Raw genomic sequence first — 13,635 nt, 5'->3', positions numbered from 1 at the left:
ATTATCATCGTCGGTATGCGCCGCGCAGAGACCAGGGAGGTCAACCAGCACGCTCTGATCGATGCCGCCATCGCCGACATCGCCGAGCACGGCTACCAGGCGGCCCGGCTCACCGATATCGCAGCGCGCGCGAGGCTCACCACCGGCGCGATCTACTCGATCTTCGGCAGCAAGCGCGCGCTGCTCATCGCGGCCACCAAGCGCATGGTCGAGGAGTACCAGCAGACGTTGCGGCCGCTGGCGGACCCGGAACTGGATCTGCGCGCGGTGGTACGCGGTTACGCGAGAGCCGTACTCGACTCGACGGGCGCACCCCACGCCCGGGAGCACTTCGCGTTCGAACTAGAGGGCTTGGCCGCCGCGCTACGCGACCCGCAGCTGATGTCCGAGGTCGACACACAGGTGCCGAGTACCCCCGGCCTGCTCGCGACGCTGTTCACCGGTCGCCGGATCGGCGCGACGCGCACCACGGCCGAGCAGGCCCAGCAGCTGGCGCAGGCGGTGCACGCCCTGGTCACCGGCTTCGCGCAACACGCGGTGATCGATCCGGACAGTGTGGACCGCGATTTCGTCTTGGCGAGCGCGGTCCAACTGACCACGCTGGTAGACACGCCGGACGCGTGAACCGGCGAGGACTACTGTTTCCCGCACCCCTTCTGCGTTCCCGCACCTCGACTCGCCATGGGACACGCCGGGTTTCGTCGCAGAAAGGGTGCGGGAGTTGGCGGGGCGCACCTCGCGCTGCGACTGCACCCCTCGGGCAGCGCAACGGAGTTCCGCGCTGGGCCGAACTCTACGGTTTCGGACATGACGCGGCATGCCCCGAAAACTCAGGGCATGCCGGGCGATTGCTCTGTGGCGCTACTTCGGCAGGCACGCACCGCCGACCAGGTGGATCCGGATCAGGCACGCGATGTACTCGATTTGCTTGGTGAGGTCGGCGGAGCCGGAGAAGATGCTCGTCTCGGCGCCGACCGGCGACGGTGCCGCCGTGGCGAGCGGCGCGGCGCCGGTCAGCACCGCGGCCGTCACCAGTATTGCGGCGGCACAACGCTTGGTACGCAACATGGTTCGTCCTCCGAGTCGTGAACCCCGACCTGGAGGCAGCGTAGCGAGAGCCGGGCCCGCGGGCATGCCCGGAATTCCACCGGGGCCGGCCGCCGTGGATCAGGGCAGTGCGGTGATGAGCTTGTCGAGTTCGACGCGGGGACCGGTGAAGAAGGGGACCTCTTCACGGACGTGCAGGCGCGCCTCGGTGGCGCGCAGGTCGCGCATCAGGTCGACGATGCGGTGCAGTTCCGGGGCCTCGAACGCCAGAATCCACTCGTAATCGCCGAGCGCGAACGAGCTGACCGTGTTGGCGCGCACGTCCGGGTAGCCGCGGGCGGCCTTGCCGTGGTCGGCGAGCATCTTGCGGCGCTCTTCGTCGGGCAGCAGGTACCACTCGTAGGAGCGGACGAACGGATACACGCAGATGTAGTTGCCCGGATCCTCACCGGCCAGGAAGGCGGGGACGTGACTCTTGTTGAACTCGGCCGGGCGGTGCAGCGCCACGTTGCTCCACACCGGCGCGCTCGCGCGGCCCAGTTCGGTGGTGCGCCGGAAATCCGCGTAGGCGGCCTGCAGGTCCTCGACCCGTTCGGCGTGCGTCCAGATCATGAAGTCCGCGTCGGCGCGCATCCCCGCCACGTCGTACACGCCGCGGACCACGACCTCCCGGTCGGCCAAGCCCTCGAAGAACGCCCGCGCCTCTTTGATCGCCGCGGCCCGGTCCTCGCCGAGCAGGCCCGGCTGCACCTGGAACACCGAGAACATCAGGTACCGGATCGTCGAATTGAGTGCTTGATAGTCCAGTCGCGCCATACCCCCCATCGTGCCACTCCCCCGACCCGCCACCGCCGTGCGGTAGCTCACGCCCCGTTGCCCGCATGTCAGCAACCGCCGCAGGCGCCGACGCACTCGCACAACAAACGCGAAACCTGCTGCGCCGGTAGGACTCCCGCACTGTAGGGTGCGGCGGGCCCCACCGCCACACGCTAGACCGCGACCGCGCGCCAGGCCACCAACGCTCCTCAGGCCGCCGCCTGCACGCCAGGCCACCAACGCTCATCGGACGGCGACCGGCTACTGGATCACGGCAGGTCACCGAATCTCTGCCGAGCGGCGAACGCTGGCGGGCGTTCAGTTCAGGGTGGCGGCGATGTGCTGGGCGGCGGCGGTGCCGGAGGCTACGCAGGCGGGGACGCCGACGCCGTGCAGGTAGGCGCCGGCCAGGGCCAGGCCGTCGAGGGCGGCGACGGCGGATTCGGCGGCGGCGATGCGGTCGGTGTGGCCGGGGGCGTATTGGGGCAGGCCGCCGCGCCAGCGCTGGACGGCGGCGTCGGTGTGCGCGATGACGGTGCCGGTGACGGTGGCCAGGTCCGCCGCGGCGGTGGTGATCAGGTCGGTATCGGACCAGGACAGGGTGCTGTCGTCGCCGAATTTCCCGAACGAGACGCGCACCAGCGCGGTGTCGCGCTGGGCAAGGTGCGTCCATTTGCGACTGGACAGGGTGAAAGCCTTGGCGCGCAACGACTCTCCGGTGGCGACCAGAATCCCGGAATGCTGCGGCAGCTCGGCTTCCAGCGGAAGCGCAAGGGCGACAACGACGGACGAGGACAACTCGATGCTCGCCAGCGCGGTCGCGGCGTCGGGTGCGACGGCGCCGAGCAGCCGGGCGGTCACCGGCGCGGGGGTGGCGAGCACGACGGCGTCCACCGCGCCGACCGGATCGATGACCCATCCGCGCAATCCGCGCGCGAGGCGGGTCGCGGGCGTCGCCGTCACGAACTTCGCACCGGATCGGGCCGCCAGCGCTTCCAGCAGTACCCGGTATCCGTCTTTGATTCCGCCGAACACGGGCGCGTTGGACGGTGGCGGCAGCGCCACCGCCACCGCGTGGGTGAGACTGGGCGCGCCGTCGTCGAGGGCCGCGGCCAGCGTCGGCAGCGCCGCGCGCACGCCGATCGATCGGGAACTGCCCGCGTACACGCCGCCGAGCAGCGGGTCGACGCTGCGGTCGGCGACCTGCGCACCGAAGCGGTCGGCGACCAGTTGATAGACGTCGATGTCGGCGCCCGGCTCCCAGATCAGCGGCCGCTGCGGCTCCGCGGCGATCTTGGCCAGGGTTTCCGCATCGACCAGACCGCGCATCGACTCCGCGTCCGACGGGATGCCCATCAGCGTCCGCTCGGGCAGCGGATGCGCCACCCCGCCGGACCACAGCAGCGGACGCAGCCCCGCGGGCGTCACGAGCTGGGTTTCCAGCCCGAGTTCGCGAAGCAGTTGGGGGACTTCGGGTCTGCGGCCGACGAAGGCCTCGGCCCCGAGATCCAACGGCCCCCCGGCGAGCTCACCGGTGTAAAGGATGCCGCCCAGCCGCTCGGCCCGGTCGAGCACCACGATGTCGGCCTCGGTCCCCAGCAACGTCCGCATCCGATACGCCGCGACCAATCCACTGATCCCGCCGCCGACCACCGCGATCCTCATGCCTTCGACGCTATCCCCCGTTCCGGCCGCGCGGCCCACCGGTCCGCCGGAGGACGGGCGGCACCCTTCCCGTGCCGGACGACAGCGCGCCCGAATCACCCACGAAATTGACCGATTTGGCTCATTTGACCGATTTCGACCAAATGACACCCAACGTCGTCGTGGATGGATTAGACGTCCGTTCACATAGGGGGGATTGGAAACATCAATTCTGGACGACCACAGGAGTGTCTAGGTGTGTTTAATCGGCCTTCAAAATCGCATGAGCCCCTTCGGAAACTAGGCCAACGGTATGATGGGAGACGACAAGTTTTCTGGGCGCTTCCGGTGGGGCCGCGACGTCCAGCTCGCAGACAGGTCTCTGATTCCCCGATCAACTCGTTGTGCCGCGTCGGCATACCGGGGGGACTGCTGCGCGCTGAGCCGGCCCGCCGGATACGGCATGTGAGGAGAGTTACCGACTCGTGGCTACCAACCACTCCACCCCGACGCGATCCGCCGAGGCGGCATCGGACAAGCAGGGCTACAACGCGTCCAACGTCACCGTGCTCGAGGGGCTCGACGCGGTGCGCCTACGGCCCGGCATGTACATCGGATCCACCGGCGAGGCCGGCCTGCACCATTTGATCAAGGAGATCGTGGACAACTCCGTCGACGAGGCGATGGCAGGTTACGGCGATCGGATCGACGTCACGCTGCTGGCCGACGGCGGCGTCCAGGTGGTCGACAGCGGCCGCGCCATCCCGGTCGAGCTGCACGCGCTCGGCATCCCCACCGTCGAGGTGGTGATGACGCGACTGCACGCGGGCGGCAAGTTCGACTCCGATACCTACGAGTTCTCCGGCGGCCTGCACGGTGTCGGCCTCTCGGTGGTCAATGCCCTGTGCGCCAGAGTCGAATTGGAGATCGACCGCGACGGATACCACTGGACGCAGACCTACATCGACGCCGAGCCCGACGAACTGGTTCGCGGCGCACCGACCGACCGCACGGGAACCACCACGCGGTTCTGGGCCGACCCGAACATCTTCGAGACCACCACCTACACCTTCGAGGCGGTCGCGCGCCGCCTGCAGGAAACGGCATTCCTGAACAGGGGCCTCACCATCACCCTCACCGACGAACGCGGGACCGCCGCGACGGAGCCGAGTACGCGCTCCTTCTGCTATCCGGGCGGTCTCGAGGATTTCGTCCGCCACATCAACCGCACCAAGCAGCCGATCCACAACTCCATCATCGGGTTCACCAGCACCGGCCCCGGCACCAGCGTCGAGGTGGCGATGCAGTGGAACTCCGGCTATTCGGAGTCGGTGCACTCCTTCGTCAACACGATCAACACCAAGGACGGCGGCACCCACGAGGAGGGGTTCCGTTCGGCACTGACCACGGTGGTCAACAAATACGCCAAAGACAAGAAGCTGCTCAAAGACAAGGACGGCAGCCTCACCGGTGACGACATCCGCGAGGGGCTGGCCGCGATCGTCAGTGTGAAGGTGTTGGAGCCGCAGTTCGAGGGTCAGACCAAGACCAAGCTGGGCAACACCGAAATCCGTTCGCTGGTGCAGAAATCGTGCAACGAGCACCTCACGCACTGGTTCGAGGCGAACCCCGCCGACGCGAAAACCGTGGTGACCAAGGCGATTTCCTCGGCCCAGGCGCGGACCGCCGCGCGCAAGGCGCGAGAGTTGGTGCGCCGCAAGTCCGCCTCCGATCTGGGTGGCCTGCCGGGCAAGCTGGCCGACTGCCGGTCCAAGGACCCGGGCCGTTCCGAGATCTACATCGTGGAGGGTGATTCGGCCGGCGGCTCGGCCAAATCCGGCCGCGACTCGATGTATCAGGCGATCCTGCCGCTGCGCGGAAAGATCATCAACGTCGAACGGACCCGTATCGACCGGGTATTGAAGAACAACGAGGTACAGGCGATCATCACCGCCTTCGGCACCGGGATCCACGACGAGTTCGACCTCGCCAAGCTGCGGTACCACAAGATCGTGCTGATGGCCGACGCCGACGTCGACGGCCAGCACATCACCACACTGCTGCTCACGCTGCTGTTCCGGTTCATGCGCCCACTCATCGAGGAGGGGCACGTGTATCTGGCGCAGCCGCCGCTGTACAAGCTCAAGTGGCAGCGCGGCGAGGCCGAGTTCGCCTACTCCGACCGGGAACGCGACACGCTCCTCGCGGACGGGCTCGCAGGCGGCAAGAAGATCAACAAGGACGACGGCGTGCAGCGCTACAAGGGTCTGGGCGAAATGAACGCCAAGGAACTGTGGGAGACCACCATGGATCCGCGGACCCGCATCCTGCGCCGCGTCACGCTCGCCGACGCGGCGGCCGCCGACGAGCTGTTCTCCATCCTGATGGGTGAAGACGTCGAAGCCCGCCGCACGTTCATCACCCGCAACGCGAAAGACGTTCGCTTCCTGGATCTTTGAGCACCGCCCCAGGCCGGGTCGGCGGTACTCGGCCACCGGCTTGCTCGAAGCGGCACCGGTACCGGCCGCAGGCGACGTGCTGTTCTCCGATGTCACCGGTGGCGGAGTATTCCGCCACCGGTGCGGCGAGCGGCCGCGCTACAGCTCGTGGATCAATTCGACCAGCGCGGTCAGCACGCCGGGATCGGTATCGGGCAGGACGCCGTGCCCGAGATTGAAGATATGTCCCTTGGCGCCCAAGGTGATCGCTTCGTCCGCCTCGGCCGCGATCCGGCGGGCCTCGGCTTCGACCGCCGCCGCGCCCGCGAACAGCACGGCCGGATCGAGATTGCCCTGCAACGCTTTTCCGGGCCCGACCCGGCGGACGGCCTCGGTGAGCGGCACCCGCCAGTCCACGCCGACCACGTCGGCGCCGGCCTCGCCCATCGCGCCGAGCAGCTCGCCCGTGCCCACACCGAAGTGGATGCGCGGCACGCCGGCGGCGGCGACCTCGGCGAACACCCGCTCCGAATGCGGCAGCACGAACCGGCGGTAGTCGGCCAGCGACAGCGCGCCCGCCCACGAATCGAACAGCTGGATCGCGTCGACCCCCGCCGCCAGTTGCGCCTGCAAGAACGCGATGGTGATATCGGTGAGCGCGCCGAGCAGCGCGTGCCAGGTCTGCGGGTCGGCGTACATCATCGACTTGGTGCGCTCGTGGTTCTTGCTCGGTCCGCCCTCGACCAGATAGGAGGCGAGAGTGAACGGTGCGCCCGCGAACCCGATCAGCGGCGTCTCGCCGAGCGCGTCGACCAGCAGCCGCACCCCGTCGGTCACCGCCCCCACTTCCTCCGGGCGCAATCTCGGCAGGGCGCGCACATCGTCGACGGTGCGCACCGGCGCCGCGATCACCGGACCGACGCCGGGCACGATATCCAGATCGACCCCCGCGGCCTTCAACGGAACCACGATGTCGGAGAACAGGATCGCCGCGTCCACCCGGTGCCTGCGGATCGGCTGCAGGGTGATCTCACACACCAGCTCCGGATCGAAACAGGACTCGAGCATGCCGACGCCCTTGCGCAGCTCGCGGTACTCGGGCAGCGACCGTCCGGCTTGACGCATGAACCACACCGGGCGCCGGCTCGGCGTCGCGCCGGTGGCGGCGGCCAGGAACGGGGCATCGGTCAGGCGGCGGCGGGTGTATGTGCTCATCACGGCTATCGTATGCGGCCCGCGAACCGGCCCGATCCGGACACCGGTGGCGTAGCGCGCCCGAGCCTGCCGACCGGTCGGACGCGCCCGTCGCGCGGGCCGATCCGCCGGCACGGCCTGTGCTACCACGCAACTTCCGGCGCAGCCCGCGCCGACTCCAGCGGCGCGCCTCCGCCTGTGCGGGGTGCGCAAGGTCTACCGTCCCCTTCGTGACACCGCTCGACTTCCGCGACGGCGCCGCACCGACCGAGGGACCTCATGGCGAGCCAGCTCAATTTCGCGCCGCGGTCGATGCGATGGGGACCGCTACAGTGCACCCTCGGATCGAGCTTGCGCCCATTCGGCCGCCGCAACGTCTGGCTCCCTACTCGTACGCACTCGGTGCCGAGGTAAAACATCCGGAATCCGGTGTCGTGCCGGTCGATTCGGAAGGCGACGCGTTCGGCAGACTGATCCTGCTGCACGACCCCGACGGTGACGACGCCTGGCACGGCACGCTGCGCTTGGTCGCCTACATCCAGGCCGATATCGACGCCGCCCTGGCCACCGACCCGCTGCTGCCCGAGGTGGCGTGGAGCTGGCTGGTGGACGCGCTCGAATCGCGCTCCGAGCCGTTCACCGCGCTCGGCGGCACGGTGACCTCGACGAGTTCGGTGCGCTACGGCGATATCGCGGGTCCGCCCCGGGCGCACCAGCTGGAACTACGCGCCTCCTGGACCGCCGTCACCACCGACATCCGGCCGCACGTGGAGGGCTTCTGCGAAGTCCTCGCCTACGCCGCCGGACTACCGCCGGCCGGGATCACACAGCTGGAGATGCGTCCCGGCGGTTCCGCCGACAAGCGGTAGCGATTTTTCGCGGCCGAGCGGAAGACAGACCGGTGCCGCGGCGTTGAGATGAACGAAAGCCGACAACGATTGCGCTGCCGTTCGTCATTCCGACACACGGAAGTCCGATAGGACGACGACGGCCGCACCCCTGCACGTAAAGTTCAACAACATGTCCGTACCCGAAGAATCCGAAACCACCGGCGCGCCTCCCCTGCTCGCGCCGGTGGATGGCGTGCCTCCGGTACTGGACACCGCCGCCGAAATCGCCGCGGCCGCCGATCGTCTCGCCGCGGGCACCGGCCCGCTCGCCGTCGACGCCGAACGTGCCTCAGGATTCCGGTATTCGGCGCGCGCCTATCTGATCCAGCTCCGCCGCAAAGGCGCAGGCACTTTTCTCATCGATCCGATCCCCGTGACCGACGCCCTGGCCCCGCTCGCCGCCGCGATCAACGACCTGGAATGGGTATTGCATTCGGCCGACCAGGATCTGCCCGGCCTCGCCGAACTCGGCCTACGCCCGCAGCGGCTGTTCGACACCGAACTGGGCGGGCGGCTCGCCGGATTCGAACGCGTCGGCCTGGCCGCCATGGTGGAAAACCTGTTGGGACACGCACTACGCAAGGGACACGGCGCGGCCGACTGGTCCACCCGGCCGCTGCCCGACGAATGGCTCAACTACGCGGCACTCGACGTCGAACTGCTCCTCGAACTGCGTGACGCGGTAGCGGCCGAACTCGACGCGCAAGGCAAGAGCGATTGGGCGGCACAGGAATTCGAGCACGTCAGGACCACCGAACCGCCCGCACCGAAGGCGGACCGCTGGCGGCGCACCTCGGGCATCCACACCCTGCGCCGGGCCAGGCAGTTGGCCGTCGTCCGCGAACTATGGACCACCCGGGACGCGCTCGCCCGCGCCCGCGACGTCGCACCCGCGCGGATCCTGCCCGACGCCGCCATCATCGCCGCCGTGACGGCCGACCCGAAAACCATTGCTCAACTGCGCGGACTACCGGTGTTCGGCGGACCGCGGCAGCGGCGGTACTCGCGCGAATGGCTGGCCGCCGTCGACCGCGGCCGCACCATGCCCGACACCGAACTACCGCCGCTCACCCAGCCGTTCGACGGTCCGCCCCCGGTGAACCGGTGGGAGCGCCGCGATCCCGCCGCCGCCGCCCGGCTGACTCGCGCGCGCACCGCCATGGGCGAACTCTCCACGAAGCATTCGATTCCCGTGGAAAACCTGCTGTCCCCGGACCTCGTCCGCCGCCTCTGCTGGGACGGACTCCCCGACTACGACCGCGCCCCCGACTCCCCCGAGGAACTGGCCGCCGCCATCGACGGCTTCCTCAAATCCGGCGGAGCCAGGCAGTGGCAGCGTGAACTCGCCGTCCCCCCACTGACCGTCGCCCTGACACCGCCCTGAGTTGCGGAGCGCGGGACCGCGACTTCACCGTGGCGCGTCGCACGCGGCGAGCCTGGTGGACCGCACGTGACCGTGAGTCGTCGTGCGCAGGCTGCAATCAGCCGCGCTGCGGGGCCACCGCAACTTGCCGGGCGCTGGCTGCAATCAGCCGCTCTATCGGCGAACGGCGCAACGCGAGGCGTGCGTTCACCGTGCCTCGTCGCCACGAAATGTTTGCGGCCGCGGCGGGCCGGGGTCAGGGTGTGGTTGTGCTTGCTGCGGATCGGCCGAAGACGGCGAGCCCGTTGTCCATCGCGGCGGCGAAGGGTTCGGCCAGGGCGTCCGGCAGAACGTCGTGGGTCCAGACGAAGCGGGTCTGCCCTGCGCCGTGCGGGAAGACCTGCATACAGGCGTTGTTGTGCTCGGGCGTGACGCTGCCGCCCACGATCGAGTAGACGAAGCGGCGCTTGTCCTCCTCGATGACGACGAGCCGTTCCCGCAGCACCGAGCCGTCGGCGAAATCGACCACGCGATAGCCGGGCTCCTCTAGCGCGCTGCGCACGGCGAACCCCGGTGCCATGCGCGTCGGCCCGTCGGCGAAGTCCCGGATGATGTCCCAGATCTGCGCGGGGTCCGCATCCACGACCAGTTCTTTCCGTACCGATGCCATGACCAGATCTCCTTTTCGGCTCACGTCAGCGAAATAACTAGCGTTCGCCGAACGATAGTTAGGTAACCCCCTACCGTCAATCGGTAGTTACGATGGTTGGATGCCAAGTCCGGTCCACCCCGCCGACAACGCACCCCCGCCCTGCACCGCATCGTGGAGTTCGTCAACACCCGCCGCGCCGACGGCGACCACCTGACCAGCCCCGCCCAGCTACTCGCGTGGCTGAATACCCATGGCCTCCTGTCCCCCGCCGCGGATCCGGCCGACACCCGCGGTGCGCCCGTCACGCCGAACACAGCCGATGCGGCCTCCAGTTCGACGGTGCACTACCAGGAGCCGCGAGCCGCCCGCTCTGAGGCGCGCGGCGTGCCGCACTCCGGCGGGACCGCTGGATCGAGGGGTGGGTTGGTCGACGCGGGCGGATTGCAGCGGGCGTTGTATTTGCGCGAGGGGTTGCGGGCGTTGCTGGCGGAGAACAATGCGGCACCCGTGACGAGCCCGCGGCCGGACGGTCTCGATCCGCAGGCCTTTCAGAAGTGCCGGACGCTCACCGACATGCTGCCGCTCGTGCTCGACATCACCGGACCGCAACCACGTCTGGTGCCGCACACCGACGACCCGGTCGATTTCGCCCTCGCCACCATGCTCGCCGACGTCTTCGCCGCCGTCAGCGCAGGCACCTGGACCCGCATGAAGGCCTGCCGCGAACCGAGCTGTCGCTGGGCCTTCTACGACCACTCCCGCAACCGCGGCCGCACCTGGTGCTCGATGAACGTCTGCGGCAACCGCGTGAAAGTCCGCGCCTCCCACCGCCGCCGAGCCGCCCCCTGAGCACCGAACATCGAACGGCTCGGCGGTCGCGGGACTACTACTACCTGGCCTTCGTGACACCGACCGAGTTCGAACAGCTCTCGCAGCTTCTCACCGCACACCGGATGCGCGCGGAAAGCGTGCGGCACGGCCGCTGGACGCCGCGCGCGAGCCCGGAAGACATCGCCATCAGAGCCTGGGCGAAAGCCAACGTCCACAAGCTCAGGGCGGTTCAGGGGGCTGCGCCGATCGCGCACCGCGAGGAGCCGGAGCGGCCCGCCTGAGTCGTGCGGCACCCGGACATCCCGCACCCTTTCCGGCACGAACCACGGCGTGTCCCACGGCAAGTCGGGGTGCGAATCCGCAGAAGGGGTGCGGGTTCTACGCGTTACGGCTCGCGGGGGCGCTGGAGGCCGAAGTCGTAGGCCGCGTCGAGCCAACCGGCGTCCAGTACGCGCTCGATGACCGACTCGTCGGTGATGCGGATCTGCAGGGTCCAGGTGCCGGGCCGGTTCTGCTCCGCGCTGCGGATCAGCGGGTCGGTGAACCGGGAACGCGTGACCAGGGTGAGCATCAGGACGTCCGGTGGTGTCCCCCGGCTGACCGGCAGCGGCCACAGCCAGGCGAACTTGCGGTCCGCGGCGAAGGAGACCTGTGTCTTCATCACCTCGGCGCCGATCCCACCCAACTCCGCGATCCGCGGCACGAAAGCACGGAACAGCCGCAAGGCCTCGGGCCGATCCGCGAACAACCGCTCGACGGCACGTTCGTCCACCCCGGCATTATCGCCCGTCCCGTCCACTGCGGCCCGCGTACGGTGCGATGCCGCGGTTATCGGGCCGCGAGCCACCCACCGATCCGGCGGGCGATATCCGGTGCCGTCAAACCGAGTTCGGCGTGTACCTCGCCGCGGGACGCGTGGTCGAGGAACTGCTGGGGGACGCCGAGGTCGCGGGTGGGGATGTCGAGGCCGGAGTTGCGCAGGCGGGCCGAAACGGTGGAGCCGATGCCGCCGTGCAGCCCGCCGTCCTCCAAAGTCACCACCAGCCGGTAGTTTTCGGCGAGTTTGACCAGGGTGTCGGAGATGGGCAGGACCCAGCGCGGGTCGATGACGGTGACCGAAACCCCTTCGTTCTCCAGCAGATCCGCCGCCTGCAGGGCGAGCTCGGCGAACGAGCCGACCGCGACGAGCAGCACGTCACCGCGCACCGCCTGCACCGAACCGCCGCCGTCGAGCGCGGTGTCGTCGCTGCGGTCGACCGAGGCCAGCCGCAGCACGTCGACGCCGTCGAGCCGTTCGACCGCCGAGATATCGTCGGCGACACTGCCTTTGGGGAAGCGGATCGCGGTGGGCCCGTCGTTGACGGCGAGCGCCTCGGCGAGTTCTTCGCGCAGGGTGGCGGCATCGCGCGGCGCGGCCACCCGGATACCGGGGACGATGCCGAGCACCGAGAGGTCCCACATGCCGTTGTGGCTGGCGCCGTCGGGCCCGGTGATGCCGGAGCGGTCCAGCACGATGGTCACCGGCTGCTTCAGCAGCGCGACGTCCATCAGCAACTGGTCGAAGGCCCGGTTGAGGAAGGTCGAGTAGATCGCGACGACCGGGTGCATGCCGCCGAGCGCGAGCCCGGCCGCGGAAGCCATGGCGTGCTGTTCGGCGATGCCGACATCGAACATCCGCTCCGGGAAGCGCTCACCGAACGGCGCGAGCCCGGTGGGGCCCGGCATGGCGGCGGTGATGGCGACGATGTCGTCCCGCTGCTCGGCGTGCGCGATGAGCTCCTGCGAGAACACCGCGGTCCAGCCCAGCGCCTTCGGCCCGCCGACGGGCCGGCCGGTGAGCGGATCGATCGGATCGCAGGCGTGCATCTGGTCGGCGATGTGGTTCTCCGCGGGCGCGTAACCGCGGCCCTTCTGCGTCACCGCGTGCACCACGACGGGTCCGCCGAAGTCCTTGGCACGGCGCAGCGCGGCTTCCATCGCGACGATGTCGTGTCCGTCGACCGGGCCGACGTATTTCATGCCGAGGTCGCTGAACAGCTCCTGCGGGCTGACCGCGTCTTTTATCCCGGCTTTCACCGCGTGCATCATCGAGTACGCGGACTCCCCGACCCGCGGGATGCTCTTGATGATCCGCTTCCCGGCGTCGAGCGCGTGCTCGTAGGCGGGCTGGGTGCGCAGGGCGGTCAACCGGTCGGCGAGTCCGCCGATGGTGGGCGCGTAGGAGCGGCCGTTGTCGTTGACCACGATGACGACGGGACGGTCCGGCGCGCCCGCGATGTTGTTGAGCGCCTCCCAGCACATGCCGCCGGTGAGGGCGCCGTCGCCGACGACCGCGACCACGTGCCGGTTCTGCCCGCTCAGCTGGAACGCCTTCGCCAGCCCGTCCGCGTAGGACAGCGACGCGGACGCGTGCGAGGACTCGACCCAGTCGTGCGCGCTCTCGGACCGGCTCGGGTAGCCGGACAGGCCGCCCTTCTTGCGCAGGTCGTCGAACTGGTCCTTGCGGCCGGTCAGGATCTTGTGCACGTAGGCCTGGTGGCCGGTGTCGAAGATCAGCGGGTCGGCAGGCGAGTCGAAGATCCGGTGCAGGGCGATGGTCAACTCGACCACGCCGAGGTTCGGGCCGAGGTGCCCACCGGTCGCGGCGACCTTCTGCACCAGGAACTCGCGGATTTCGTCCGCCAGCTCACGCAACTGCGGCGCGGTCAGCGGACGCAGATCTTCGGGCGTGTCGACCCGGGAAAGCACTCCCACCTGAAC

13 protein-coding genes are annotated in these 13,635 nt (G+C 69.1%); 6 read left to right on the top strand and 7 right to left on the bottom strand.

Annotated elements, in window-relative coordinates:
* The first annotated feature begins 15 nt into the window (after positions 1-15).
* Positions 16-624 (top strand): TetR/AcrR family transcriptional regulator, encoded by a 609-nt coding sequence (locus tag TY25_RS16700; protein WP_052383016.1) that lies wholly within the window; start codon positions 16-18, stop codon positions 622-624.
* A 237-nt stretch (positions 625-861) separates the two neighbouring features.
* Here the strand turns inward: TY25_RS16700 and TY25_RS16695 are convergent, their stop codons facing one another.
* From TY25_RS16695 to TY25_RS16685, 3 genes are all read right to left on the bottom strand, one after another.
* Entirely contained in the window at positions 862-1,068 is a 207-nt protein-coding gene (locus tag TY25_RS16695; protein WP_042257166.1) for a hypothetical protein, read from the bottom strand.
* Positions 1,069-1,167: 99 nt separating this feature from the next.
* Positions 1,168-1,863 (bottom strand): hydrogen peroxide-dependent heme synthase, encoded by a 696-nt coding sequence (gene hemQ / locus TY25_RS16690; RefSeq protein WP_042257163.1) that lies wholly within the window; start codon positions 1,861-1,863, stop codon positions 1,168-1,170.
* 318 nt (positions 1,864-2,181) lie between these two features.
* Positions 2,182-3,528 (bottom strand): protoporphyrinogen oxidase, encoded by a 1,347-nt coding sequence (locus TY25_RS16685; RefSeq protein ID WP_042257162.1) that lies wholly within the window; start codon positions 3,526-3,528, stop codon positions 2,182-2,184.
* Positions 3,529-3,992: 464 nt separating this feature from the next.
* On the opposite strand from TY25_RS16685, the gene gyrB reads away from it, so the two are divergent.
* Complete coding sequence (gene gyrB / locus TY25_RS16680) at positions 3,993-5,966, top strand: DNA topoisomerase (ATP-hydrolyzing) subunit B (RefSeq protein WP_042257161.1); 1,974 nt, start codon at positions 3,993-3,995, stop codon at positions 5,964-5,966.
* Between the two features lie 138 nt (positions 5,967-6,104).
* Here gyrB and hemE read toward each other — a convergent pair whose 3' ends face one another.
* Complete coding sequence (gene hemE, locus TY25_RS16675) at positions 6,105-7,160, bottom strand: uroporphyrinogen decarboxylase (protein ID WP_042257160.1); 1,056 nt, start codon at positions 7,158-7,160, stop codon at positions 6,105-6,107.
* A 209-nt stretch (positions 7,161-7,369) separates the two neighbouring features.
* Here hemE and TY25_RS16670 point away from each other — a divergent pair, with 209 nt between their 5' ends.
* Both TY25_RS16670 and TY25_RS16665 read left to right on the top strand, forming a co-directional pair.
* The gene (locus TY25_RS16670; RefSeq protein ID WP_036561166.1) at positions 7,370-8,008 is read left to right on the top strand and encodes a DUF3000 domain-containing protein; all 639 of its coding nucleotides are present in this window, start codon (positions 7,370-7,372) and stop codon (positions 8,006-8,008) included.
* A gap of 151 nt (positions 8,009-8,159) precedes the next feature.
* Positions 8,160-9,413 carry a ribonuclease D gene (locus TY25_RS16665; RefSeq protein WP_042257156.1) on the top strand — a complete coding sequence of 418 codons (1,254 nt, stop codon included), beginning with the start codon at positions 8,160-8,162 and terminating at the stop codon, positions 9,411-9,413.
* 235 nt (positions 9,414-9,648) lie between these two features.
* Here the strand turns inward: TY25_RS16665 and TY25_RS16660 are convergent, their stop codons facing one another.
* The gene (locus TY25_RS16660; protein ID WP_042257154.1) at positions 9,649-10,062 is read right to left on the bottom strand and encodes an SRPBCC family protein; all 414 of its coding nucleotides are present in this window, start codon (positions 10,060-10,062) and stop codon (positions 9,649-9,651) included.
* Positions 10,063-10,158: 96 nt separating this feature from the next.
* On the opposite strand from TY25_RS16660, the gene TY25_RS16655 reads away from it, so the two are divergent.
* Together TY25_RS16655 and TY25_RS16650 are read left to right on the top strand one after the other, a co-directional pair.
* Positions 10,159-10,893 carry a CGNR zinc finger domain-containing protein gene (locus TY25_RS16655; RefSeq protein ID WP_063602734.1) on the top strand — a complete coding sequence of 245 codons (735 nt, stop codon included), beginning with the start codon at positions 10,159-10,161 and terminating at the stop codon, positions 10,891-10,893.
* Between the two features lie 53 nt (positions 10,894-10,946).
* The gene (locus tag TY25_RS16650; RefSeq protein ID WP_042257152.1) at positions 10,947-11,156 is read left to right on the top strand and encodes a hypothetical protein; all 210 of its coding nucleotides are present in this window, start codon (positions 10,947-10,949) and stop codon (positions 11,154-11,156) included.
* A gap of 104 nt (positions 11,157-11,260) precedes the next feature.
* Here the strand turns inward: TY25_RS16650 and TY25_RS16645 are convergent, their stop codons facing one another.
* Positions 11,261-11,647, bottom strand: coding sequence for a DUF5655 domain-containing protein (locus TY25_RS16645; protein WP_146153915.1), 387 nt, complete (start codon positions 11,645-11,647; stop codon positions 11,261-11,263).
* 56 nt (positions 11,648-11,703) lie between these two features.
* On the bottom strand, positions 11,704-13,629 hold the full coding sequence (gene dxs, locus TY25_RS16640; protein WP_042257150.1) for a 1-deoxy-D-xylulose-5-phosphate synthase: 1,926 nt from the start codon (positions 13,627-13,629) through the stop codon (positions 11,704-11,706).
* Positions 13,630-13,635 lie beyond the last annotated feature (6 nt).

This window comes from Nocardia brasiliensis NBRC 14402, assembly GCF_000308475.2.
Taxonomy (GTDB): Bacteria; Actinomycetota; Actinomycetes; order Mycobacteriales; family Mycobacteriaceae; genus Nocardia; species Nocardia brasiliensis.
Note: the sequence above shows the minus strand (reverse complement) of the source record. Positions and strands in the feature narration are given on the sequence as shown.